This window comes from Actinomadura sp. RB99 (assembly GCF_014706005.1).
Taxonomy (GTDB): Bacteria; Actinomycetota; Actinomycetes; order Streptosporangiales; family Streptosporangiaceae; genus Spirillospora.
The window spans coordinates 20511-44201 of record NZ_JABMCA010000061.1 but is presented as its reverse complement, the minus strand read 5'-3'; the positions used below and the strand labels follow the sequence as shown (position 1 = coordinate 44201).

Annotated in this window: 19 protein-coding genes; 9 read left to right on the top strand and 10 right to left on the bottom strand. The window is 74.4% G+C overall.

The annotated features are described in order from the left end of the window. The first annotated feature begins 161 nt into the window (after window positions 1–161). Both amrb99_RS37415 and amrb99_RS37410 read left to right on the top strand, forming a co-directional pair. Window positions 162–680 (top strand): DUF4234 domain-containing protein, encoded by a 519-nt coding sequence (locus amrb99_RS37415; RefSeq protein WP_190865352.1) that lies wholly within the window; start codon window positions 162–164, stop codon window positions 678–680. Window positions 681–1344: 664 nt separating this feature from the next. After that, window positions 1345–3081 (top strand): bifunctional 3'-5' exonuclease/DNA polymerase, encoded by a 1737-nt coding sequence (locus amrb99_RS37410; protein ID WP_347257019.1) that lies wholly within the window; start codon window positions 1345–1347, stop codon window positions 3079–3081. On the opposite strand, the gene amrb99_RS37405 is transcribed toward amrb99_RS37410, so the two are convergent. After that, window positions 3063–3773 (bottom strand): SGNH/GDSL hydrolase family protein, encoded by a 711-nt coding sequence (locus amrb99_RS37405; RefSeq protein ID WP_190865351.1) that lies wholly within the window; start codon window positions 3771–3773, stop codon window positions 3063–3065. The two genes, amrb99_RS37410 and amrb99_RS37405, sit on opposite strands and share 19 nt — an antisense overlap. An 11-nt stretch (window positions 3774–3784) precedes the next feature. After that, on the bottom strand, window positions 3785–5164 hold the full coding sequence (locus amrb99_RS37400; RefSeq protein ID WP_190865350.1) for an MFS transporter: 1380 nt from the start codon (window positions 5162–5164) through the stop codon (window positions 3785–3787). Window positions 5165–5275: 111 nt separating this feature from the next. On the opposite strand from amrb99_RS37400, the gene amrb99_RS37395 reads away from it, so the two are divergent. Then, on the top strand, window positions 5276–5971 hold the full coding sequence (locus amrb99_RS37395) for a TetR/AcrR family transcriptional regulator (RefSeq protein WP_190865349.1): 696 nt from the start codon (window positions 5276–5278) through the stop codon (window positions 5969–5971). Here the strand turns inward: amrb99_RS37395 and amrb99_RS37390 are convergent. From amrb99_RS37390 to amrb99_RS37370, 5 genes are all read right to left on the bottom strand, one after another. Further along, window positions 5937–7199 carry a flavin-dependent oxidoreductase gene (locus amrb99_RS37390; RefSeq protein WP_190865347.1) on the bottom strand — a complete coding sequence of 421 codons (1263 nt, stop codon included), beginning with the start codon at window positions 7197–7199 and terminating at the stop codon, window positions 5937–5939. The genes amrb99_RS37395 and amrb99_RS37390 overlap by 35 nt on opposite strands. Before the next feature lie 92 nt (window positions 7200–7291). Next, window positions 7292–8275, bottom strand: coding sequence for an ABC transporter ATP-binding protein (locus amrb99_RS37385; RefSeq protein WP_190865345.1), 984 nt, complete (start codon window positions 8273–8275; stop codon window positions 7292–7294). 109 nt (window positions 8276–8384) lie between these two features. Continuing rightward, window positions 8385–9188: an ABC transporter permease gene (locus amrb99_RS37380; RefSeq protein ID WP_190865343.1), complete on the bottom strand. Its 804-nt coding sequence runs from the start codon at window positions 9186–9188 to the stop codon at window positions 8385–8387. Further along, window positions 9185–9961 carry an ABC transporter permease subunit gene (locus amrb99_RS37375; protein ID WP_190865341.1) on the bottom strand — a complete coding sequence of 259 codons (777 nt, stop codon included), beginning with the start codon at window positions 9959–9961 and terminating at the stop codon, window positions 9185–9187. Before amrb99_RS37375 ends, amrb99_RS37380 begins: the two co-directional genes overlap by 4 nt. Continuing rightward, window positions 9958–10944 (bottom strand): ABC transporter substrate-binding protein, encoded by a 987-nt coding sequence (locus amrb99_RS37370; protein WP_190865339.1) that lies wholly within the window; start codon window positions 10942–10944, stop codon window positions 9958–9960. The genes amrb99_RS37375 and amrb99_RS37370 overlap by 4 nt, the downstream gene beginning before the upstream one ends. Before the next feature lie 422 nt (window positions 10945–11366). Between amrb99_RS37370 and amrb99_RS37365 the strand changes: the two genes are divergently transcribed. The 5 genes from amrb99_RS37365 (at window position 11367) to amrb99_RS37345 (ending at window position 17230) form a co-directional block, all read left to right on the top strand. Next, a complete protein-coding gene (locus amrb99_RS37365; RefSeq protein WP_190865337.1) occupies window positions 11367–14696 on the top strand; it encodes a nitrate- and nitrite sensing domain-containing protein in 3330 nt (1109 codons plus the stop codon). After that, on the top strand, window positions 14693–15142 hold the full coding sequence (locus tag amrb99_RS37360) for a roadblock/LC7 domain-containing protein (protein WP_151595997.1): 450 nt from the start codon (window positions 14693–14695) through the stop codon (window positions 15140–15142). Before amrb99_RS37365 ends, amrb99_RS37360 begins: the two co-directional genes overlap by 4 nt. A 30-nt stretch (window positions 15143–15172) precedes the next feature. Beyond that, a complete protein-coding gene (locus amrb99_RS37355) occupies window positions 15173–15619 on the top strand; it encodes a DUF742 domain-containing protein (RefSeq protein ID WP_190865335.1) in 447 nt (148 codons plus the stop codon). A 40-nt stretch (window positions 15620–15659) separates the two neighbouring features. Further along, complete coding sequence (locus amrb99_RS37350) at window positions 15660–16277, top strand: ATP/GTP-binding protein (protein ID WP_190865387.1); 618 nt, start codon at window positions 15660–15662, stop codon at window positions 16275–16277. Window positions 16278–16435: 158 nt separating this feature from the next. Beyond that, the gene (locus amrb99_RS37345) at window positions 16436–17230 is read left to right on the top strand and encodes an SGNH/GDSL hydrolase family protein (protein WP_190865385.1); all 795 of its coding nucleotides are present in this window, start codon (window positions 16436–16438) and stop codon (window positions 17228–17230) included. A gap of 30 nt (window positions 17231–17260) precedes the next feature. Here the strand turns inward: amrb99_RS37345 and amrb99_RS37340 are convergent, their stop codons facing one another. Next, window positions 17261–17695: an STAS domain-containing protein gene (locus amrb99_RS37340; protein ID WP_190865333.1), complete on the bottom strand. Its 435-nt coding sequence runs from the start codon at window positions 17693–17695 to the stop codon at window positions 17261–17263. A gap of 190 nt (window positions 17696–17885) precedes the next feature. Between amrb99_RS37340 and amrb99_RS53450 the strand changes: the two genes are divergently transcribed. Next, entirely contained in the window at window positions 17886–21488 is a 3603-nt protein-coding gene (locus amrb99_RS53450) for an AAA family ATPase (protein WP_190865331.1), read from the top strand. Here the strand turns inward: amrb99_RS53450 and amrb99_RS37330 are convergent. Then, window positions 21479–22342, bottom strand: a complete 864-nt coding sequence (locus amrb99_RS37330; protein ID WP_190865329.1) for a peptidase — start codon at window positions 22340–22342, stop codon at window positions 21479–21481. The genes amrb99_RS53450 and amrb99_RS37330 overlap by 10 nt on opposite strands. 2 nt (window positions 22343–22344) lie before the next feature. After that, window positions 22345–23640, bottom strand: a complete 1296-nt coding sequence (locus tag amrb99_RS37325) for a VWA domain-containing protein (protein WP_347257018.1) — start codon at window positions 23638–23640, stop codon at window positions 22345–22347. Window positions 23641–23691 lie beyond the last annotated feature (51 nt).

Sequence of the window (23691 nt, the reverse complement as noted above, 5' to 3'; positions counted from 1 at the left end):
GGAGTGACGGGGGGATTGGAGAATCTGCCAGAAATGTCGACAAAATACGTCGATTTGCCGCGCGACGTGCCGTAATGCCGTTACAGTCTCAGCTCACCGACCAGGTGACCGGTAACGGACGGTCGGCCGGAGAACGACCGCGTCCCCAGGAGAGCGACTCGATGAGTTACCCCCAGCAGGGTCAGGGCCAGCCTTACCAGCAGCAGCAACAGCAGCAGGGCTACCAGGGCGGCTACTCGCCCGCCCCGGCACAGCAACAGCAGCAGGCCGTCGCGCGTGGCGCCGGCTACAACATGAAGCGCCGCAACCCCGTCGGCGCCTGGCTCGGACTGCCGATGATCACGCTCGGCGTCTACGGGCTCGTCTGGATGTTCAAGGTCCACAGCGAGCTGCACAACTACGACCGCCGCATCGACGACGCCGCCACCGGCGCGCTGCTGTCGATGATCTTCGGCTTCGTCACCCTCGGCATCTGGCCGCTCGTCGTGTGGTGCAAGCTCGGCGGGCGCATCGCCCAGGCGCAGCGCGCCGCGGGCCTGCCCGCGACCTGCAGCGGGGGCATGGGCTTCCTGCTCGGCATCCTCGGCTTCGGCGTCCTGTACTACCAGCTCCAGCTCAACAAGGTCGTCGACCGCTACGGCGAGACCCCGGCGGGCCAGCAGGTCTCCCTGGTCGCCTGACCTGACCCGCTCCAACCCCGCAAGGGGGCCCCGGCCCTGGCCTCCTGGAACGGCTCCGAACCCCCTCCGCCCCACGCGGAGGGGGTTCTGTCCTGCGGGGTGTCGGCCATCGGCATCGAGGACTTGGACTTCGCGGCCGAGAAGACCAGGGAGAAGCATGGTCGCCGCAGACGGTTCCGGCAATTGATCTCCGGTATGCCGACCGGAAGGCTGCGGGCCCGGCTGGTGGCGATGGCCGCCGAGGCCGGCATGGCGATCGTGGCCGTGGATCCGGCCTACACCTCCAGGTGGGGTGCGCAGCATTGGCGTGAGCCGATGAGCACCCCGCACCGCAAGGTCTCCCGGCACGATGCGGCGAGCATCGCCGTCGGGCGACGCGCTCTCGGGCACCCGATCCGGCGACGGACGGCACCGCCCCGCCATCACCAGAGCGATGATGCCGGGCCTCGGGCCATCCAGGCCGACCGTGGTGACCGAGGACGCGAGGGACCCCGCCACCCCGTCACGGCCCGTGCACGCGATGCACGTCGCCGGACGAGGGCAACCAGAAAGCGGGCGACCAGCGTGTCCAGCACCGTTCGGGACGCGCGCAGGCTGGGGAGATGGGTCCAGGACCCCCTCCTGTAGGAACGGTTCTGTCGTACCCGGGGGCGAGAATGGGCGGGTGAGGATCGCGGTGGCCGCCGGGGCGGGGGACGGGGGCGAACTGCGGCCGCTGGACGAGGACGGCTCGCCCGCCGGGCCCGCGTACGCCGTCGCCGACCTGGCCGGCGAGATCGCCGCCCGCGAGCGCGCGGACGCGCCGCGCTGGGTGTGGGCGTCCAGCGCCCGGCTGTACCCGCGGCTGCTGCGGGCCGGCGTCCGGGTCGCGCGCTGCCACGACCTCGAACTCGTCGAGAACCTGCTGCTGGGGCACGCCGGCCGCTATGGGGAGCCGCGCTCGGTCCGGGCGGCGTGGGCGCGGCTGCACGGGCTGCCCGTCCCGCCCGACCCGCCGCCGTCGCAGGAGGTACCGGCGCACGCCGCGCAGGCGTCGCTGTTCGGCGACGACGACGGCGGCGAGCGGGCGGCTCCGTCCGACGACCTCGGGCAGGTCGTCGAGGTGCACGCGGCGCAGCAGCGCGCCGTCGCCGGGCTGGACGGGTTCGCGCTGCTCGCCGCCGCCGAGTCCGCGGGCTCGCTGGTGGCCGCCGAGCTGGGCCACGACGGGCTGCCCTGGTCGGCCGCCGAACACGACGCGCTGCTCACCGAGATGCTCGGCCCGCGCCCGTCCGGCGGGCTGCGCCCGCGCCGGCTGCAGGAGCTCGCCGACCGGATCGGCGCCGCGTTCGGCCCGCGCACGCACGTCAACCCCGACTCCCCGGCGCAGATCCTCAAGGCGTTCGCGGCGGCGGGCCTGCCGATCCCGTCCACCCGCGCGCACGTGCTGAAGCGCGTCGACCATCCGGCCGTCCCGCTGCTGCTGGAGTACAAGGAGCTCGCGCGCCTGCACGCCGCGCACGGCTGGGCGTGGCTCGACACGTGGGTGCGCGGCGGGCGGTTCCGCCCCGAGTACGTGGTGGGCGGCGTGGTGTCCGGGCGGTGGGCGACCAACGGCGGGGGCGCGCTGCAGATCCCGCGCGTGCTGCGCAGGGCCGTCGTCGCCGACCCCGGCTGGTGCCTGGTGGTGGCGGACGCGGCGCAGCTGGAACCGCGCGTCCTCGCGGCTCTCGCGGGCGACCGCGCGTTCGCCGACGCGGCCGCTCACGGCGACCTCTACGAGGCGCTGTCGGACGCGTTCCGGTCGGACGAAGCGACGGGCGGGCTGTCCGCGCGCGCGAAGGCCAAGCTCGCGCTGCTGTCGGCGATGTACGGCGGCGGGACGGGCGAGGCCGTGCAGCTGCTCGGCGTGCTGAAGAGCCGGTTCCCCGACGCGTTCGAGTACGTCGAGGCCGCCGCCCGCGCGGGGGAGCGGGGGCGGCTCGTCCGGTCGCTGCTCGGCCGGACGTGCCCGCCGCCGTCGGCGGGCTGGCGCGAGCTGACGCTGGCCGCCGACGACGAGGGCGACGCGCCCGACCCGTCCGCGGCGGCGGAGGGGGCAAGGCGTCCGGCGACGGCCGCGCAGGCGCTGCGCAGCCGGGGCCGCTTCACCCGCAACTTCGTCGTGCAGGCGACGGCGGCCGACTGGGCCCTCGCCCTGCTCGGCTCGCTGCGCCGCCGCCTCACCGCGCTCGGCCCGCCCCGCCTGGTGTTCTTCCAGCACGACGAGGTCATCGTGCACGCGCCGGCGGAGCTCGCGGACGCCGTGACCGAGGCCGTCCGCGCCTCCGCCGAGGAGGCGCGGCGGCTGCTGTTCGGCGCGACGCCCGTCGCCTTCCCGATGGAGATCGCGGTGGTGGACCGCTACGCCGACGCCAAGTGAGCGGCGAGCGCGCGGACCGTGTTCGCGGCGGCGAACGCGTGCCCCCGGGCGTTGAGGTGGAGCCGGTCGGCGCTGTAGATGCCGGGGTCGGCCGCGACGGGGTGGCCGGGCGGGTTGTCGACGTGGCAGGCGCCGTGCTCGGCGGCGACCTCGGCGGCCAGCTCGTTCAGCCGCCGCGTGCGCGCCGACAGCACCTCCCGGAAGCGGGCCGGGCCGAGCCCCGCGGCGGTGATGTCCAGCAGCCCGATCGTGGCGACGTCGGCGCCGGCGGACCGGAACGCGCGGACCATCGCGGCCAGCTCGCGCCGCACCTCGTCCTCGTCGAAGTGCGGGCGGAGCATGTCGTTGCCGCCCGCCACCACGAACGCCAGGTCGGGCCCGAACTCCAGGGCGGGCCCGAGCTGCTCGGCGGCGACCCGCGCCGCGACGAGGTCGCGGCGGCCGAGGTTGAGCGCGGCGAAGCCGTCCGTCACCGCGCCGAGCGCCTCCTCGACGCGGTCGGTCCAGGACAGGTCGCGGTAGCCGGGCACCGGCTCGCGGACGCCCTCGGCGACGCTGTCGCCGACCGTCACCATCCTCTTCCACGGCGCGTCGGCCAGCAGCGCGGCGGACTCGGCGGCGGTCAGCACGGCGGGGTCGGTCCACTCGGTCAGGGGCTCCGCGGCCGTGCTCGCGGGCGTCGTCTCGGTCATGTCGTCTCCCATCAGGACGTGCTCGGGCGGACGGTCAGGAACGCCCCCGCGAGGCCGGCGCCCGCGGCGGCGAGGGTGCAGAACAGGTAGACCGCGGTGTAGTCGCCGTGCACCGCCCGGTCCGGCAGCATCGCGGCGAGCGCCGCGATGCCGAGCGCGCCGCCGAGCTGGCGGGCGGTGGTGTTGAGGCCGGTCGCGCCCGCGAACCGCTGCGGGCCGGCCGACAGCGCGGCGGCGGACGCGGTGCCGGTGGTGACCATCCCCATGCCCGTCCCGGCCAGCAGGCCGAGCGGCAGCCAGAACGTGAGGAAGTGCGGCTCGGCCGGCAGCCCGGCGACCGCCCAGATCCCCGCGACGACCATGATCAGGGCGCCGCCCGACACGGCGGGACGGACGCCGATGCGGCCGGTGAGGCGGCCCATCGTGACCGCCGCGGCGGTGGCGGTGAAGGCGCCGGGCGTCGAGGCGAGCCCTGCCTTGAGGATCGAGTAGTGCCACTCGCCGGTCAGGTAGAGGACGCCGAGCAGCAGCCAGGAGTACAGCGCCGTCCCGTACAGGAACGAGGCGGCGTTGGCGAGGGCGAACCCGCGGGCGCGCCACATCCCGATCTCCAGGGCGGGCACCGGGTGCCGGGCCGACCGCCACAGCGCCAGGGCGGCGAGGACGGCGCCGCCGAGCAGCAGCGCGAGCGTGCGGGCGTCGGTCCAGGACCAGTCGCCGGCCTGGGTGACGCCGAGCGCGATGCCGGCGACGCCGGCGCCGAGCAGGACCGTCCCGGCGAGGTCGGGCAGCCGCCCGGCGGTGCCCGCGGTGCGCGGCAGCCGCAGCCCGCCGAGCAGCATCACCAGGCCGAACGGGACGTTGATGACGAACAGCGCCCGCCAGCCGAACCGGTCCACGAGGACCCCGCCGAGGCCGGGGCCGACGGCGGCGGCGAACGCGCCCGCGGCGCTCCACAGCCCGATGGCGCCCGCGCGCCGCGCGACGGGGGTGTCGTGGAGCAGCAGGGCGAGCGACGCCGGGATCATCGCGGCCGCGGCGGCGCCCTGCACCCCGCGGGTCGCGAGCAGGACGGGCACGTTCGGCGCGGCGGCGCAGGCCAGGGACGCGAGCGTGAACAGCCCGGTGCCCCACAGGTAGAGCGAGCGGCGGCCGACGAGGTCGGCGAGGCGGCCGGCGGGGGCGAGCAGCGCCGCGAACAGCACCGCGTAGAGGGTGACGATCCAGGTCAGGCCGGAAAGCGAGGCGTCCGGGAAGTCGGCGTGCAGGTCGGGGACGGCGAGGTTGGCGACGGTGGCGTCGAGCATGGCCAGGAACGTCGCGCCGGCGGCGAGCCAGGGCACGTCCCGCCGCGCGGCCGTCGTGAGGGGCGGCGCCGTGGTGGCGGTCATGGAAGGTCCTCCAGAAAAGAACGAACGGTCGTACACTCTTCTCTGGACAAGCCTCCCGTCAAGGGGTTTACCGGATTGACTTTGTACGAACGGTCGTGCAGATTAGGTCGCGTGAGCACTGACGGACGCGTTCTCAAGGGCGAGCGGACGCGCGCGGTCATCCTCGGCCGCGCCGCCGACATCGCCTCGGCCGAGGGACTGGAGGGCCTGTCGATCGGCCGGCTCGCCACCGAGCTGCGGATCAGCAAGAGCGGCGTCTTCACGCACTTCGGCTCGAAGGAGGAGCTGCAGCTCGCGACCGTCGCCAAGGCCGTCGAGGTGTTCCGCGCGCACGTCGTGGAGCCCGCCCTCGTCGTCCCCGAGGGGCTCGGGCGGGTCCGCGCGCTCCTGGACGCCTGGCAGCGCTACCAGCGGCAGCCGGTCTTCCCGGGTGGCTGCTTCTTCCACTCCACGATGGCCGAGTTCGACGCCAGGCCCGGCCGCGTCCGCGACGCCATCGCCTCGTCCCAGCGCGACTGGCGGGCCTTCCTGGAGCGCTGCCTGCGCGAGGCGCGGGACCGGGGCGACATCGACGCGTCCGCCGACGTGCCGCAGCTCGCCTTCGAGCTGGACGCCGTCTGCCGCACCGGAGCCGCCCACGCGCTGCTCCACGACGACCCGTCGCTGTACGACCGCGCCACCCGCGCCGCCGACACTCTGCTGGCCGCCGTGACCCCCGGGGCCCCGGGCACTGACCCCGGGGCCCCGGCTCAGGCGTCGCCTACGCGGCGGGTCAGCGGACGACCGTGTACGACGGGCGGCCGTTGAGCGCCTCGGCGTCGACGAACGACGTCTTGCGGTAGGCGCCGGTGATCCTGGTCAGCTCCTCCGCGGTCAGGACGTCCTCGATCGCGTCGAAGCCGTCCGGCGCGCGCTCGCTCACCATCCGCAGGATCCGCTCCGCCGGCATGTCGCGGCAGGCCAGGACGACCGCGTTGGCCGCCTCGCGGCGCTCCCGCTCGTAGCCGAGCAGGCCCTCGCCCGGGTCGGCGGCGCGGGCCAGCTCGTAGGCCAGCACCCGCGCGTCCAGGACGGCCTGGGAGCCGCCGTTGGAGCCGATCGGGTACATCGGGTGCGCGGCGTCGCCGAGCAGCGTGACGCGGCCGAAAGTCCAGCGGTCCAGCGGCTCCCGGTCCACCATCGGGTACTCCAGGATCTCCTCGGAGCCCTTGATCAGCGCCGGGACGTCCAGCCAGTCGAACGTCCAGTCCTCGAAGTGGGGAAGGACGTCCTCGAGCCGGCCCGTCCGGTTCCAGTCGGCGGTCCGGTCGAGCCGGTCGTCGGCGAGCTTGACCTCCGCCACCCAGTTCAGCAGCGCCCGCCCGCGCCGCTCGGCCCGCATCGAGATCGGGTAGACGACCATCTTGGACGTGGCGTTGCTGCCCGCGACGGCCAGCGTCCGGCCGGTGAGGAACGGCTCGCCCTCGGTGACGCCGCGCCACATCCGGATGCCGTTCCACAGCGGCGCGGGCTCGTCCGGGTACAGCTGCGCGCGGACCGTGGAGTGCAGCCCGTCCGCACCGATCAGCACGTCCGCCTCCACGGTCTCGGCGGTGCCGGAGGCCCGGTCGAGCAGGCGCGCCCGGACCCGCCCGCCCTCCTGCTCGAAGTGTTCGAGCGCCGTGCCGGTGCGGACGGCGTCCTTGCCGAGCCGGGTCAGCACCGCGTCGAGCAGCGCCATCTGCAGCTCGCCGCGGTGGATGGAGTACTGCGGCCAGTCGTAGCCGAGCGCGCGGCCGCGCGGGTCGCCCCAGATCCGCCCGCCGAACCGGTCGAAGTGCACCATCTCGGAGGTCGGGATGCCGATCTCGGCGAGGTCGTCGCCGAGGCCGAGCTCGGTCAGCTCGCGGACCGCGTGCGGCAGCAGGTTGATGCCGACGCCGAGCGGCCGCAGCCGCCGCACCGAGTCGACGACGAGCGCCTCGATCCCGGCCTCGTGCAGGCTCAGCGCGGTGGTCAGCCCGCCGATCCCCGCCCCCACGATGAGTACGCGCATGAATCGCCCTTCGTGTTCCCCGGAGCGGGGGCCGGAGTCGCGGGCCCCCGCTCCGCTCTCGTTTCACGGCCGCTCGTGGCGGCGCTCGTTCGTCAGGCCGGGTCGGCCTTGCCCCTGGTCTTGCCCGCCGGCTTCCTCGAAGCCTCGGCCGCGGTCCCGGAACCCGCCTTCGCCGGAGCCTCGTCCTTGGTCGCGGCGTCCTCGTTCTTCGCCAGGGCGTCCACCTTGGCCGGGGCGTCCGCCTTGGCCGAGGCGTCCGCCTTGGCAGGGCCCTCCTTCTCGGCCGGGGCGTCCACCGCGTCCGCGGGCGCGGCGCCCGGCACCTTGGCGCCGCCGCGGACCAGCCGTCCGACCTCGGCGCGCAGCCGGACGAACTCGGGCAGCCCGCGGGTCTCGATCTGGTCCCGCGACGCGGGCAGGCCGACCGGGATGTCGGCGTGCACGCGGGCCGGCGACCGGTTCAGCACGACCACCCGGTCGCCGACGTAGACGCTCTCGTCGATGTCGTGGGTGACCAGCAGGATCGTCATCTTCCCGGTGCGGTGCACGCCGAGCACGAGGTCCTCGAGGTCCTCGCGGGTCTGGGCGTCCACCGACCCGAACGGCTCGTCCATCAGCAGCAGCGACGGCCGGTAGGCCAGGGCGCGGGCGATCGACACCCGCTGTTGCATGCCGCCGGACAGCTGCCAGGGGTACTTGCGGCCCGCGTCGGGCAGGCCGACCGACTCCAGCGCCTCCTGCGCGGCGGCGCGGCGCGCGGCGCGTCCCATGCCGCGCCTCCGCAGCGGCAGCGCGACGTTGTCGCGGACGGTCAGCCAGGGGAACAGCGAGCGGCTGTAGTCCTGGAACACGACGGCGAGGTCGTCGGGCACGCCGCTGATCGGCGCGCCGTTCAGGGTGAGGGTGCCGGCGGTCGGCGCGATCAGTCCCGCGATGCAGCGCAGCAGCGTGGACTTGCCGCAGCCGGACGGGCCGACGATGCTGAGCAGCTCGCCGTCGGGGACGGTGAGGTCCAGCCCGTCGATGGCCTTGTGCCCGTCGGCGTAGGAGTGCGTGAGGCCGGTTATCTGAAGCATCGCGGCCGCCTTTTCTGTGTGGTGACTTCCGGCATGCGGGCCGCCGGCGGGGTCGCCGCCGGCGGCCGGGTGGTGGTGGGGGCGGGCGTCGCCGGTTCCATCGTGCGCATCAGCTCGTCAGCCGGCGGGCGCCGGCGTGCCAGGACAGCAGCCGCCGCTCCAGCAGCATGAACAGCCCGTTGAACAGCAGCCCGAGGACGCCGAGCATGACGATCCCGGCCCACATGGCGGGCATCTCGAACGTGCGCTGGGCGTTCAGCAGCTCCGCCCCGATCCCGGACGTGCTGCCGACGATCTCGGAGATGACCATCAGGATCAGCGCGAACGACAGCGCGACCCGCAGCCCAGCGAAGATCTTCGGCGCGGCGGCGGGCAGGATGACCACCAGCAGCCGGCGGAACCGGGAGACGCCGAAGACCTTGGCGGTCTCCAGCTGGAGCGGGTCCACGGTGCGCACGCCGTCGGCGGTGTTGAGCAGCACCGGCCACACCACCCCGAACGCGATCGTGACGATCTGCATGGTGGCGCCGATCTGGAACACGACGATGAAGAACGGCAGCAGGGTGGGCGGCGGGACGGCGCGCAGGAACTGCAGCACCGGGTCCAGCAGGTCGCGCGCGACCGTGGAGCGGCCGATCGCGGTGCCGAGCACCACGCCGGCGGCGCCGGCGGCGGCCCAGCCGATGAACAGGTGCGTGAGGCTGCTGGAGAAGTCGTCGACGGCCTTGTCGGTGAGGAACAGCTTCGACGCCGGCCCGGAGAACCACAGCTCGTGCAGCGCGTCGACGATCTTGGTGGGCGGCGGGAAGTAGGTCTCCTCGACCGTGCTGGTGACGACCTGCCACGCGATGACGGCGGCGGCGACCAGCCAGATCCGCTCGGCGAGGCCGCGGCCCAGTCTGAGCGCCCTCATGCGATCCCCTCCGCGCGGGCGGTGTGCCAGCGGAACGCGAAGCGCTCGAGGCCGATCAGCACGCCGTTGGCGAGCAGCCCGAGCACGCCGGCCCAGCAGGCGCCGGCCAGCAGCACGTCGGTCTGGCCGCCGCCGGACTGCGTGTCGTTGAGATAGATCCCCATGCCGTTGTCCCCGCCGACCAGCAGCTCGGTGCTGATCACGACGACGAGCGCGACGGAGGCGGCGATGCGGACGCCGGTGGCGATGAACGGGGCGGCGCTCGGCAGCGACACCCGCAGCAGTACCGCGGGCGTCCCGAACCCGAAGCTGCGCAGGCTCTCCTTGGCGACCGGGTCGACGTCGCGCAGCGCGTAGAGCGTGTTGACGAGGATGGGCCACAGGCAGGCGTAGAAGACCAGCGACATCTTCGTCTGGTCGGGCGAGCTGAACAGCAGGATGGCCAGCGGGATCAGCGCGACCGACGGGATGGGCCGGCACAGCTCGACCACGGCCCGGGAGGCGGTGCCGAGCAGCGGCACCGAGCCGAGCAGCACGCCCAGCGGCACCGCCACCACCACCGCCAGCAGCAGCCCGAGCAGCCACGCCTTCACCGTCGCGCCGACGTCGGTCAGGAACTCCTGGTCGACGGCGAGCTTGCCGGCCTCCCTCAGCACGGTCGACGCCGGGGGGAGGGCGGTGTCGTCCACGAGGCCGGCACGGCTGACGGCCTCGAGGACGGCGACCACCGCTACCACCCCGGCGGCGCCGAGGGCGATGCGGCGAGGGTTCATGAACTCGCCGAGAACAGCAGCGGCTTGACGTCCATCCGGTTGGGGATGTAGCCGAACTGCTGCATGACGTCGGCGACCCGCTGGAGCCGGGTCGCGCTCGTGGAGGTCGGGTAGGAGCCGTAGCTCATCGTTGAGGCGACCTTGGCGTCGATGCCCTTGGCGTAGGTGGGCAGGGTCTGCTGGACGAGCTTGCGGTCGGCGGCCATGCCCTCGGCCTTGACCAGGGCGCGCTGGAACGCCGCGACGGTCCTGGGGTTCTTGTCGGCGAACTTCGAGGTGGCGGCGTAGCCGCCCATCGGGAAGTCGGCGGTCGGGCCGCTGGACAGGTCGGAGATCATGCGGGCGCCCATGTCCTCCTGCATCTGCGTGCCGAAGGGCTCGATCGCCTGGACGGCGTCGACGCTCTTGCTCTTGAGCGAGGCCTCCATGTTGGGCGGCGGGATCTCGACGAAGTTCTTGTCCTCGTCGAAGTCGACGCCCTGCGGCTTGGCGGCGGCGCGCACCAGCAGCGTGCTGACGTTGTGCTTGGTGTTGACGCCGATCTTCTTGCCGGCCAGGTCCTTGATGGTGTGGAAGGGGGAGTCCTTGCGGACCATCAGGGTGTGCGTCTTCGGGGCGCTCTGGAAGCCCTCCGCGACGACCTTGGGCTTGAAGCCCGGGTCCTTGGACGCGGCGGTGAACAGGGAGACGTAGTTACCGAAGGTGATGTCCAGCTGGCCGGCCTTGAGCAGCGGGATCGCCTCGGCGCCGCCGCTGACGACGCGGGTCTTGATGGTCAGTCCCTCGGCCTTGAACAGGCCCTTCTGGATCGCGATCTGCAACGGCGCGGTGTCGGCGATCGTCATCGTGCCGACCGTGATCGTGGACTTCTCCAGGCCGTTGGCCGACTTCTTGTCGTCTGAGCCGCCGCAGGCGGTGGCCGCGAGCGCTACCGCGATGGCGAGCGCGCCACCGAGGGCGGCACGGCGGTGGGAAGCAGACATGAGCAACGCTCCATTTGCGGGGGAGTTGGCTGAAAGCTGATCTTTCAACGAGGCGGGAGCGTAGCGCACGGTGACCCGCCTGGGGGGCGAGATGCGAGCTTTACGTCGGTTTATGTGAACATACCTAAACAATCCGTGACATTCGTATCCTCCGCATCACAAGTGCAGACCTATGTGATCATTCGGGTTGGCCATGTTGGTGGCTCTGTGTTGCAATGTTCCGCGCTCGCCCGCAGTGGCGCGGAGCGGGCGTCGCGACCCGAATCGCATTCGGGTCACCGTGCGCCGCGAGCGAACGACCCATTGAGAGGTAGCGGAGGGCAGTGCGGAAAGCCGAAGGGGCCGACAGCGCCCCGCAGTCCCCCGAGCAAGCCCCGTCTGCCAGCGTCGACGCCCCGAAGAGACGCTCGCTGGGAGGCCGTTTGAAGCTGCGCAACTGGCGGGTGACGACGCGCCTGTTCGCCCTCATCGCGGTGCCCACCGTCGTCGCGGCGCTCCTCGCCGGCTACCGCGTCTCGGTCTCCATGGACAACGCCCAGTCCTATGGCCGCACCGGGAAAATGGCTACGCTCGGTAAGCAACTGACCGCGCTCGCGTACGAGATGGAGAACGAGCGCGACGCGATGGCCGAGCACGCGGCCAACCACCGCGCCGTCACCACGGCGACCCTCAAGGCCGACCAGGCCCGCACGGACGCCGCGGCCGGCAAGGTCCGCGCCGCCGCCTCCGCCGTCAAGCCCGACTCGGCCGCGCTGCGCCTGGCCATCGGCAATGTCGTCAACCGCGTCGACGAGCTGGCCTCGCTGCGCACCCTGGCGATCCGGCTGGCGCCCGGCCCGGTCATCGACAAGTACACCGAGTTCATCGACGACTTCGCCAACTTCCACCTGCTGGTCTCGCAGGACGCGCCGACGCCCGAGCTCGCGCAGAGCGCCCTGGCGCTCGCCGACCTCGCCCGCGCCAAGGACGCCGCGTCGCGCGAGCGCGCGCTCATCGCCTCGGCCCTGTGGGCGGGCCGGTTCGAGCCGCTCGACCGCACGGCCGTCGACGACGCCCGCGCGGAGATGAACACCAGCATCACCGCGTTCCGCAGCTCCGCCACCCCCGCCCAGCTGCGGCTCTACGAGGACACCGTCACCGGCCCCGAGCTCGACCGCGCCGAGGTCACCCGGCTGGAGACGCTCGCCCTCGCCGACGCGAGCTCGCAGCTGAAGGTTCCGCTCAGCACCCGCACGGCGCGCGGCTGGACGTCCGACGCCGGCGTCCGGGTCGACCGGATGCGGACCGTCGAGCAGAAGATCGCCACCGACCTCGCCGACTCGGCGGGCACGGCCGAGAGCGACGCGCGGACCGCCGCGATCCGCGACGGGTCGCTGCTGTTCCTCGTCCTCGCCGTCGTCCTCGTGCTGCTGATCATCGTGGCGCGGTCGCTGGTGCGGCCGCTGCGCCGGCTGCAGACCGGCGCCCTGGAGGTCGCCAGCAGCCGGCTGCCCGGCCTGGTCGACCGGCTCCGCGACCCCGAGGCGGCCGCCGGCGGCATCGAGGTCGCGCCGATCGAGATCGACTCCACCGACGAGATCGGCCAGGTCGCCCGCGCCTTCGACGAGGTCCACCGCGAGGCGGTCCGGCTGGCGGCGGACGAGGCCGTCCTGCGCGGCAACATCAACGCGATGTTCGTCAACCTGTCGCGGCGCAGCCAGTCGCTGATCGAGCGGCAGCTGCGGCTCATCGAGGAGCTGGAGCAGAGCGAGCGCGACGAGGAGCAGCTGTCCAGCCTGTTCCGGCTGGACCACCTCGCCACCCGCATGCGCCGCAACTGCGAGAACCTGCTGGTCCTCGGCGGCCAGGAGCAGGCCCGCCGGTGGAACAAGCCGGTCCCGCTGATCGACGTCGTGCGCGCCTCGCTGTCGGAGGTCGAGCAGTACGAGCGGGTCGCGCTGCGCGTCCAGGGCGACATGACCGTCGCCGGGCCCGTCGTCAACGACCTCGTCCACCTGCTCGCCGAGCTGGTGGAGAACGCGCTGGTGTTCTCCTCCGAGAACACCAAGGTCACCGTCTCCGGGCAGTTGCTCAGCGGCGGCGGCTCCATGCTGCAGATCACCGACAACGGCGTCGGGATGTCGCCCGAGGAGCTGGAGCAGGCCAACTGGCGGCTGGCGAACCCGCCCGTCATCGACTTCTCCGCGGCGCGCCGCATGGGCCTGTTCGTGGTCGGCCGCCTGGCCGTCCGGCACGGCATCCGCGTCGAGCTGCGGGCCGCGCAGGGCGGCGGGCTCACCGCGTTCGTCGTGCTGCCGGACGTCGCGGTCACCCCTGGCGAGCCCGCCGGCGTCGGCGCCCGCGGCCTCGGCTCCCGCGACACCGGTGGCCAGGGCCAGCTCGCCGCGCTCACGACCACCGCCGCCGAGCCGCCCGCCGCCGGCGGAGGCTTCCGCCAGGACGACTTCGGGCCCGCCGCCGGATTCGGCGCGGGCACCGGCGGCAACCCGATGGTCGGCCACACCGGCCCGCTGCGCCCGCTGCGCGGCGCCACCGGGCCGCAGCCGATGATGGGCGGCCCCCTCCACGCGGGCGACGGCACCGGACCGCAGTCGCCCCTGACGACGGGCCCGCTGACCCCGGCCGCCGGCACCGGAGCGCACGCCGCCCCGGGCACCGGCCCGCTGCCGGTCGTCCCGCCGGACATGCCGCGGCCCGCGGACGGCGCGCCGCCGAACGACCCGTACGGCGCCGGCGAGGCGCCGGGCTCGCGCCCGCCGGGCGAGCTGCCCGTCCGCCGTCCCGGCGCGCAGCTGCGCGGCCGGCAGGCCGAGGCCGGCCGGCAGGACAACGTCTTCCAGCCGCCCAGCGAGCGGGCGCGGAACGCCGCCGCCAACGGGTACCAGGACGCGTCCGGCGGCTACCCGGACGCGGCCAACGGGTTCCGCGACGGGGGCGGACGGCACACCGGGCCGCAGCCCGTGGTGCCCGAGGCGCAGCCCGTGGTGCCCGAGCCGGGCTCCCGGCGCCAGCAGATCCCCTGGGAGACCGGGCCGCTGGAGCAGGTCGCCGGGGAGGGCCCGTACGCCGACGGCTCCCGCGACGGGGCGCCGGCCCGCGGCCGCGCCGCGGACCCGCGGCGCCGCGAGCCCGTCCCGGAGCCCCGCGTCCCCGAACCGTCGGGTTACGAGCAGAACGGCTACGAGCGGAACGGCTACGAGCGGAACGGTTATGATCAACCCGCTCCCTCCGCGCATCAGCCGCCGGCGCCGGCCGGAGCGAAGCCGCCGCCGCGGGTGCCCGAGCGTTCGCCGATCTTCGATGCGATGCAGTCGGAATGGTTCCAGCGCCGGACGGGAGGGGACGTGGCCGAGGATCCGGGCAAGGGCTGGGAGTCCCCCGCGGACGAGGGCTTCCGCGCCGCCGAGGCGATCCGCGAACCCGTCGCGGGCAGCCGCACGCAGGTCGGGCTGCCCAAGCGCGTCCCCGGCAAGAACCGCATCCCCGGGGCGGTCGGCAACCGGCCGGCCGCGGGGGGCGGGCAGCAGCCCCAGGCGGCGCCGCCCGCGGGCGGCGGCCGGACGCAGCCGGTGCCGCGTCCGGGGGCGCCCGTGCAGGACCAGCAGTCGTCCGGCCAGTCGGCCGACGTCGTGCGCAACCGTTTCGCGAGCCTGCAGCGCGGCGTCCATCGGGGCCGCAACGAGGCTCGTGGCGGGGGCACGTCAGGTGAGGTGCCGTCACAGGGTGACGGCGAGACGGGAGGCACCCGGTGAGCGGGCAGGATCTCAACTGGTTGGTGACGAACTTCGCGGACCGTGTCGCGAAGGTCGCGCACGCCGTCGTGGTCTCCTCCGACGGATTGCCGATGGCCTACTCCGCGGGCTTCCCGCCCGAGCGGGCGGACCAGCTGTCGGCGATCGCCTCGGGGTTGATGAGCCTGACCCAGGGCGCGGCGAAGATCTTCGACGCGGGTGGCGTGAACCAGACGGTCGTGGAGATGGACCGCGGCCTGCTGTTCGTGATGTCCATCGCGAACGGGTCGGTGTTCGCGGTGCTCGCGGCGCCCGACTGCGACCTCGGGCTCGTGGCCTACGAGATGACGCTGCTGGTCGAGCGGGTGGGCCGGGTGCTGACGCCGGCGCTGCGCGCGCAGGAGCAGCAGCAGCCGTACGGCGGCCCCTCGGTGACCGAGATGGGCGCCGGCCCCGCCCGCTTTTGACCGTGACTGACTCTGACGGAGGTCGGCGACATGGATCGAGGCAGTCCCTTCGGAGGCGGTCCGGGAGGTCCCGGGCGCTGGCCCGGTGATCCGCGCTCGGTGCAGGACCGGCCCGGAGGGCGGGACGAGGGGGACAGCAGTTCGCTGGTGCGCCCCTACGCGGTGACCGGCGGGCGCACCAAGCCGCGGTACGACCTGGCGATCGAGGCCCTGGTGACGGCGGCGCCGTACCCGCCGCGCGACGTCGCCATGCTGACCCCGGAGTACCGGGCGATCATGGACCTGTGCCGGTCGGCCCGCTCGGTGGCCGAGGTGTCCGCGCTGCTGCGGATGCCGCTCGGGGTGGCCCGGGTCCTCGTCGCGGACATGGCCATGGAAGGGCTGCTGCGCCTGCACCAGTCGACCCCCACGACGGCCGGCGGCCAGCCGGACCTCCGCTTGCTAGAAAGGGTGCTCAGTGGCCTTCGGAAGCTCTGACCAGGTCCCGCCCCCGGGGCCGCACGGACCCGAGGCGGAGCTGACCTCGGTGAAGATCGTCGTCGGCGGCGGGTTCGGCGTCGGCAAGACCACCTTCGTCGGATCGGTCTCGGAGATCATGCCGCTCACCACCGAGGCGGTGATGACCGCGGCCAGCGCCGACGTGGACGACCTGTCGGCCGTCCCGGACAAGACGACCACCACGGTCGCGATGGACTTCGGCCGCGTGTCGCTGGACAGCGAGCTGATCCTGTACCTGTTCGGCACCCCCGGCCAGCACCGCTTCTGGTTCATGTGGGACGACCTGGTCCGCGGCGCGATCGGCGCCGTCGTGCTGGTCGACACCCGGCGGCTGGAGGACTGCTTCGCGGCGGTCGACTACTTCGAGGAGCTCGGCCTGCCGTTCGTGGTGGGCGTCAACGGGTTCCACGGCGAGTTCCAGTACGCGATCGAGGACATCCGCGAGGCGCTGTCGATCAGCGGCCACGTGCCGATCGTGCAGTGCGACGCGCGCAGCCGCGAGTCGACGAAGCAGGTGCTGATCACGCTCGTGCAGCACGCGATGTCGGTGCACGCCGCGGGCGCCCCGGCGGGCGCCCCCGCGCCGCCCGCCGCGTCCGGCGGGCAGCTCGGCTCGGCGTCGCCGAGCTGGACCTGACGCGGGGCCGGATCCCGGACCGGATCCGGCGCCTCGCGATCGGCGGGCCCCGCCGGTGTCGGCTGTCCCACATCCCGGATGGTTACGGTCGCGTAGATTGTGTGCACGATGCATGATTGTCTGACGTGACCGACTTTGAATCAGTGCCAGGGCCCGCGATGGACGAACTGGAGAAGATCCGTACCTACGTGGCCATCGGCGACAGCTTCACCGAGGGCTTGAACGACCCCTACCCCGGCGAGGACGACCGCTTCCGCGGCTGGGCCGATCGGCTCGCCGAGCACCTCGCCGAGCACACCCCCGGCCTGCGCTACGCGAACCTCGCGGTGCGCGGCAAGCTCGTCCGGCAGATCGTGGACGACCAGGTGCCCCGCGCCGTCGAGCTGAACCCCGACCTGGTGACGTTCTGCGCGGGCGGCAACGACATGATTCGCCCCGGCGCCGACCCCGACGCGCTCGCGGTGGTGTTCGACGACGCGGTCCGGCGGCTGCGCGCCACCGGCTCCCGCGTGGTGATCTTCACCGGGTTCGACACCCGCGGGCTGCGCAGCGGCTCGCGCATCCGCGGCAAGGCCGCCACCTACAACATGCATCTGCGCGCCATCGCCGACCGCCGCGGCTGCTCGGTGGTCGACCTGTGGTCGCTGCGGATCTTCAACGACCCGCGCGCCTGGTACGAGGACCGGCTGCACCTGTCGCCCGAGGGGCACCGCCGCATGGCGCTGGTCGTCGCGGGCGTCGTCGGCGTCCCGGTGAAGGACGACTGGCGCGAGCCGTGGCCGCCGCTGGACCCGGTGGACTGGCTCACCTCGCGCCGAGAGGACCTGCACTGGGCCCGCGCCTACCTGCTGCCGTGGATCGGCCGCCGGGCGACGGGCCGCTCGTCCGGCGACGGGCGCGGCCCGAAGCGGCCGCTCCCGACGGAGCTGCGGTCGCGGGAGACGGCGGGCTGACCCGAGGGCCACGTTTCCCGGGCGGGCGCGCTAGGCGCGGGGGGCCTCGTGCGCCGCGCCCGACGGGGCCGGGGGCTCGCCGTCACCGCCGGCGGCGCCGCGCGGGGGGTTGGGGGCGGCGGTTCCGTGCGCGGACAGGGCCGCCTCCAGCGACGCCTGGACGGGGATGCGGCGGTGCAGGCCGGTGATCTCCAGGGCGCGCCGGACGACCGGACGCGGGCCGGCGAGGGTGAGGCTGCCGCCGGCGGCGGTGGCGGCCTTGTAGCAGCCGACGATGACCGACAGGCCCTGGGAGTCCATGAAGTCCAGCTCGGCGAGGTCGAGGATGAGGTGGTCGCCGTGCTCGCGGCGGGCGGCCTCCAGGTGCCGGCGCAGCTCGTCCGAGCCGGCGATGTCGAGTTCGCCGCGCAGGCGCACGACGGCGCGTCCGGCGTGCGAGCGGGCGGTCACTTCGAGCGGTGGCACGGGGGTTTCCGCCTCCTCGGGGGCCGGGCGCCGCCGGGCGCGGCGCCCGGCGGTTATTTTCCGTATGACAACTATCGCCGAGGAGCGGCCGTGTGCCAACCCGGCGCGACGGGATGTGCGTGATCGCGCCGGGTCGTAGGGTGCTTGCCAGACGTGACGTCCCCGCCCCGCCGCATAGGAGAAGGACCAGGTGCGTTCCCCCCGGCTGCCGGACCATCTCGAACTGCTGCTCACCGAGGAGCCCGTGCTCGACGTGTACGCCCACGGCCCGTGGCGCGTGCCCGACGGGCTCTACGAGCGCATGCGGGAGCGGGCGGTCGCCTACAACGCCGACCCCCGCGCGGCGCTGCTCCCGCGCCGGCTGAGCGACTTCTACGGGGAGGGGACGAGCGCGGCGGGCGCCGAGCAGTGGTCGCTGCTGACGTTCCTGCTGGGCGCGTCCGCGGTGCGCGGCGGGTCCCGCGGCGACGTCGACTACGAGCTGCTGTCGGACTTCCTGGCGACGCCGGAGCCGGCCGTCCGCGAGCCGGTCGCGTGGTTCACCCAGGGCGGGCGGTGGCGCCCGCCGGGCCTGTGGCTGCCCGAGCCGGCCGGAGACGACCGCGAGCTGCGGACGGTGATGCTGGAGCTGGCGCGCGACGGCCTGGACGTCTTCGACGGCCTGGAGCCGCTGGAGCGGCGCCGGCGGGCGCTCGCGGGCCTGTTCGACCGGCGGGCCGCCGATCCGGAGCTGCGGGAGCTGGATCTGACGGTCCCGCAGGAGCGGCTGGAGGAGGTGTGGACGGCCGGGCTGACCGACGAGGAGCTGGCGGTCCTGCCCGAGCTGGCCGGGCCCGTCGGGTACCTCGGCTGGGCGTGCGACGGGCTCGACGCGGCGCACGCGCGGCTGTCGGAGGCCGTCCTGGACGGCGACGGCGCGGACGCGGCGCTGGCGAAGCTGCTGCTGGCGGCCGAGGCGGCGGCGGTTCCGGCGGAGTTCGCGGTCGCGCTCGGGGCCGACCGCTACGAGAACCTTCAGGAGCGGTTCCGCGCGGTCCGCGCCGGGTTCTCCGTCGAGGCGTGGCAGCAGGACGTGCGCGGCTGGCTGGCGCGCGGGCTGGTCGCGGGGGAGGCGGACGCGGCGCGGGCCTGGCTGGACATGGCGGTCCGCGTCACCGGTGCCGTGCAGGGCCTGCCGGACGCGCCGACGAGCCCGCGCTGCCGCGTCCCGGTGCGCCCGTTCCAGTCGGATCTGCGAAGGCTGTTCGCGGCGCGCCGCGTCGTCAACCCGCTGGTCGGCCTGCTCTCCCAGGAGGCGCCGGGCGAGGCCCGCCCGGAAGATCCGTCCGGGCGGGGCGAGGGCGCCCAGGACGGTCCGGCGCAGGACGAGCCGGGCGACGAGCTGGTCGGGCAGCCGGAGCTGGCGCGGGCCGTCCGGGACGCGCTGGCGGCGCGGCTGGCGGGGGAGCGGCCCGTCCGGCTGCTGATCGCCGGTCCGGAGGGCACCGGCAAGGGCACCGCCGTCGAGCTGCTGGAGCGGCGGCTGGCCGCGGGCGGCGCCGTCCGCGAGGCGCTGTGGGTCTCCGACCAGGTGTTCGCCTCGCTCGGCGTGAGCGACGCGGCGCTGTGGCTGCAGGCCCGCGTCCGTGACTGCGTCGAGGGCCGGATGCTGCTGATCGTCGACGACCTGGAGCGGCTGGTCTCCTACGAGCGCTGCGGTGCCGCGGCGGTCGAGGAGCTGCGCCGGCTCATGGCGCGCTCGCCGCGCCTGGACGTCGTCGCGCTGTGCCGCCCCGGGGGCGACCGGCGGCTGTTCGACGCCAATCCGGCGCTCGTCCGGGCGTTCGATGTGGCCCGCACGCACGACTTCGCCGAGGACGACTTCGCCGAGCTGTTCACCCGCGCCGTGCGCGCGCGGGGCGCCGTGGTGCCGGACGAGGTCGCCGCGACCGCCGGTGTGCTGCTCAGCCGGACGCCGCCGCTGCTGAACCTGCGGGGCGCGCGGCTGGCCGAGCACACCGCGGCGCAGTGCGTCGCGTCCGCGCGGGCCCGCGGCGACCGGGACGTCCCGGAGGTGACCGCCGCCGACCTGCCGCAGCGGCTCATCCCGGGGCGGCCCGCCGAGACCGACCCGTTCGCCGAGCTCGCCGCCTGCGCCGGCATCGCGCCGGTCAAGCGGGAGGTGGACGCGCTGGTCGCCGAGGCCAAGGCGGCCCGGCTGCGCCGCGAGGCGGGCATGGCGCTCGCCGCGCGCCCCCGGCACCTGGTGTTCACCGGCAACCCCGGCACCGGCAAGACCAAGGTCGCGCGGATCCTCGGCCGGATCTACGCCGGCCTCGGCGTGCTGTCGTCCGGGCACATGGTGGAGGTGGAGCGCGCCGACCTGCTCGGCGAGTACGCCACCGAGAGCGTGCTGCGGGTGCGCCGCGCCGTCGAGCAGGCGCTCGGCGGGGTCCTGGTCGTCCGGGACGCGCACGCGTTCGTCGCGGCGGCGGCGGTGGACGCCGTTCGGGGCCGCGAGGTCCTGGACGTGCTCCTCACGACCGTCCAGGCGCACGCCGACGACCTGGTGGTCGTGCTGACCGGGCCGCAGGCGGAGATGAACGGGCTGCTGAAGTCCCATCCCGACCTCGCCGCGCTGTTCCCCCGCACCGTCCACTTCCCCGACCTCACCGACGACGAGCTGGTGCAGGTGTTCGCGGGCAAGGCCGCCGACGGCGGGTTCGCGCTCGCCCCCGGCGTCCTCGACAAGGTCCGCGCGCTCGCCCAGGCCGCGCCGCGCGACAACGGCTTCGGCAACGCCCGCATCATGATCAACCTGCTGGACCGGGCGGTCGCGATGCAGGGCCGCCGGGTGCTCGCCGACGGCGTCGTCGACGAGACCGAGTCGCTCGACGAGATCCTCCTGGAGGACGTCCCCGACGCCCTCGCCCGCGCCGGCGGCGACGTCTCCTCCGACCCGCTCGGCGAGATCGCCCGGCTCATCGGGCTCAAGGAGATCAAGCGGCAGGTGGACGCGCTGGTCGCCGAGGCCCGCGCCGAGCAGATGCGCCGCGACGCCGGCGTGCCGCTGACCGCCCCGACCCGGCACATGGTGTTCATGGGCAACCCGGGCACCGCGAAGACGACCATCGCGCGGCTGATCGCGGCCGTGTACGCCCGGCTCGGCCTGCTGTCGTCCGGGCACCTGGTCGAGGTGACCCGCGCCGACCTCGTCGCCGAGTTCATCGGGCAGACCGCGCCCCGGGTGCGGAGCGCGGTCGAGCGGGCCCTCGGCGGCGTGCTGTTCATCGACGAGGCGTACGCGCTGACCTCGGCGGGCGGCGGCGACCAGCGCGACTTCGGCCACGAGGCGATCGCCGAGCTGCTGCGGCTGATGGAGGAGCACCGCGCCGACCTGGTGGTCATCGTCGCGGGCTACGACGCGGAGATGGAGCGCTTCCTGAAGTCCAACCCGGGCCTGGAGTCGCGCTTCCCGCAGGTCCTGCGCTTCCCCGACTACTCCGACGACGAGCTCGTCACGATCTTCGAGCTGATGGCGGCGACGGCCGGCCTCACGCTGGACCCCGGGGTCCCGGGCGCGCTGCGCCGGATCGTCGCCGCCCAGCCGCGCGGCTCCTCGTTCGGCAACGCCCGCCTCGTCCGGAACCTGCTGGACGCGGCGGTGTCCCGGCAGGCGCAGCGCATCACCGCCGCCCACGACGCGGACCCCGCCGCCATCGACCCCGCCGAGGTCCGCCTCCTGCGCCCGGAAGACCTCCCCGAGACGCCCCCGGAGGACACGGGCGCCAACGCCTTCGGCCCCTACATCTGACCGTTCCGGCCCGGCCCCGCGGGGGAGCGCCGCGGGGAGAACCAGTGCCGCGGGTGGCGGGTCAGGTTGTACCCCCCGACGGCGGCGACGGCGGCCAGGACCCCGCCGCCGAGCGTCCACCACCACCGGCTGGACGGCCAGGAGAACCAGCCCTTGACGCGCTCGGACGGCTTCGGCGCCGAACTGGCCGCGGATGGCGACGCCTCCGGCGCGGCGCCCGGCGGGAGCGTCGCCCCCGGGTTGACGGCCGGGGACAGCGGCGACTTCAGCTTCGCCCCGGCCGGCTGCGCGTCGCCGTTCCGCGCGCTGATCCTCACGTCCGCCTGGATCCGCTGCCCGAGGTCCTGCTCGGGCAGGCTGGTCGCCGACAGGCGCAGGTAGTAGGTGCCGGGCAGCGGGTCGTCCGACCACGGCTCGGCCCAGGCGCGGATCTGCCGCAGCGTGCAGCGGAGCCGGACGCTCGCCGCGCCCGCGGCGGCGGTCGCGTTCTGCGGCCCGGCGGTGCACGCCTGGCGGCGTCGCAGTCCGTCGTAGACGTCGGCCGTGTACGTCGCGGCGCCGTGCCGGCTCGCCGCCGGCGGCAGCGTGACGGTCACGGTGACGCGGTCGGTCTGCCCGGCGGAGGCCGCGAACGACCAGTACAGGTGGTCGCCGGTCGACGCGGACACCTGGACCGGCTGTCCCGGTTCCACGACTGTGGCCGTCAGGAAGGACGTCCCGGCCGTGCCGACCGTCGGGCGGGGGCTGGGCGAGCCTCCGCCGGCGGAGGCCGGCCCGGCGGAGAGGAGAAGGAGGAGACCGCCGGCGGTGGAGGCGGCGAGCAGGGATCCGGCGAGGCGGGAGGTGGCGCGCACGGTCAGTTCTCCTTCCAGACGGCGATCCGCCAGCGGGCGAGCCATCCGATGATCAGGCCGGCGGCGAGGCCGGTCACGGTGAGCACGACCAAGAGGAGCCAGCCGCGGCCGAGGTCGGGGCCGCCCGGGGCGTCCGAGGACGGCACCAGGTCGACGGTCAGCTCCACCGGCATGCCCGGCGCCGCCGCCCGCACCGCGCCGGGAGCGGAGAAGGAGTTGCTGACCACCATGCAGACCGGGTCCCCGCCGGTCCCGCCGTCCGGCGAGGGTGACGCGGACGCGTCCGCCGCGTCCTTCTTCTGGTCCGACCAGCGCAGGCCGGTGGAGAGCACGTCGGTGCGCCCGCTGCCCGCGTCGGTGCCGCGGACGAGTTCCTGCCCGTCCTGGGACACCGCGCGCAGCAGCACCCCGTAGTCGGGGTTGAGCCGGCGGTCGAGCGAGACGCTCACGGAGGCGCGCAGCTCCTGACCCGGCGCCACCACCACCCGGTACCAGCGGTGCTCGCCGAACCGCTCCCGGTCGGTGTAGACGCCGGGCGAGAGCACCGGGGCGTCGGCGCACCCCGCGCCCCCGTCGACCGCGCGCGGGGTCCGCTTGTAGGTCGTGCCGGCCCGCTGGACGAGCTGGTTGAGCCGGCCGGTCAGGTCCTGCTGGTGCCGGACGGCCGTGTACGTCCCGCCGGTGGCGTCGGCGATGCAGGTGAGCTGCTGCCGGACCTTGGCGTCCAGGGTGAGCCCGAGGGTGTCCACGACCAGGTGCGTCCCCTGGGCGGCCAGCTCGCGGGCCACGTCGCAGGGGTCGGGCGGCGAGCAGGTGTCCTCGCCGTCGGTGATGAGGACGATCCGCCGCGTCGTCTCGCCGGTCCCGAGATCCCTGGCCGCCGCGCGGAGCGCGAGCCCGATCGGCGTCCAGCCGGTGGGGCGCAGCGTCGCGATCGCGGCCTTCGCCTCGACCTTGTTCACCGGCCCGACCGGGGCGATCTGCCGGGTGTCGCGGCATCCGACGGACTTGGGGCTGCCAGGGAACCGGTACTGCGAGCCGAGCACCCGGATGCCGAGCTGCGTCTCGGCGGGCAGGGCGTCGACCACCTCGCCGAAGGACCGCTGGGCGACGGCGATGCGGCTGAGCCCGTCGATGTCCCGGGCGCGCATGGAGCCGCTCACGTCGAGCACGAGCTCCACCTTGGGCGGCTCCGCGGTGCCGCCGTCGTCGGCGGCGACGGGGGGCGCCCCGGACATCGTCAAGGCGGCCGCGAGGGCGAGCAGGCAGCCGCCGGCGAGGGGTCGTCTGATGATCACCGGAGGATCCTAATGACGCCGGACGGCCCGCGGGACCAAGATCAGATACTC

Excerpts from the sequence above, each read along its gene's own strand:
- amrb99_RS37385 (WP_190865345.1), bottom strand. The coding sequence starts at position 8,275 with ATGCTTCAGATAACCGGCCTCACGCACTCCTACGCCGACGGGCACAAG.
- amrb99_RS37390 (WP_190865347.1), bottom strand. The coding sequence starts at position 7,199 with ATGCGCGTACTCATCGTGGGGGCGGGGATCGGCGGGCTGACCACCGCG.
- amrb99_RS37375 (WP_190865341.1), bottom strand. The coding sequence starts at position 9,961 with ATGAACCCTCGCCGCATCGCCCTCGGCGCCGCCGGGGTGGTAGCGGTG.
- amrb99_RS37405 (WP_190865351.1), bottom strand. The coding sequence starts at position 3,773 with ATGACCGAGACGACGCCCGCGAGCACGGCCGCGGAGCCCCTGACCGAG.
- amrb99_RS37370 (WP_190865339.1), bottom strand. The coding sequence starts at position 10,944 with ATGTCTGCTTCCCACCGCCGTGCCGCCCTCGGTGGCGCGCTCGCCATC.
- amrb99_RS37415 (WP_190865352.1), top strand. The coding sequence starts at position 162 with ATGAGTTACCCCCAGCAGGGTCAGGGCCAGCCTTACCAGCAGCAGCAA.
- amrb99_RS37380 (WP_190865343.1), bottom strand. The coding sequence starts at position 9,188 with ATGAGGGCGCTCAGACTGGGCCGCGGCCTCGCCGAGCGGATCTGGCTG.
- amrb99_RS37345 (WP_190865385.1), top strand. The coding sequence starts at position 16,436 with ATGGACGAACTGGAGAAGATCCGTACCTACGTGGCCATCGGCGACAGC.
- amrb99_RS37400 (WP_190865350.1), bottom strand. The coding sequence starts at position 5,164 with ATGACCGCCACCACGGCGCCGCCCCTCACGACGGCCGCGCGGCGGGAC.
- amrb99_RS37355 (WP_190865335.1), top strand. The coding sequence starts at position 15,173 with ATGGATCGAGGCAGTCCCTTCGGAGGCGGTCCGGGAGGTCCCGGGCGC.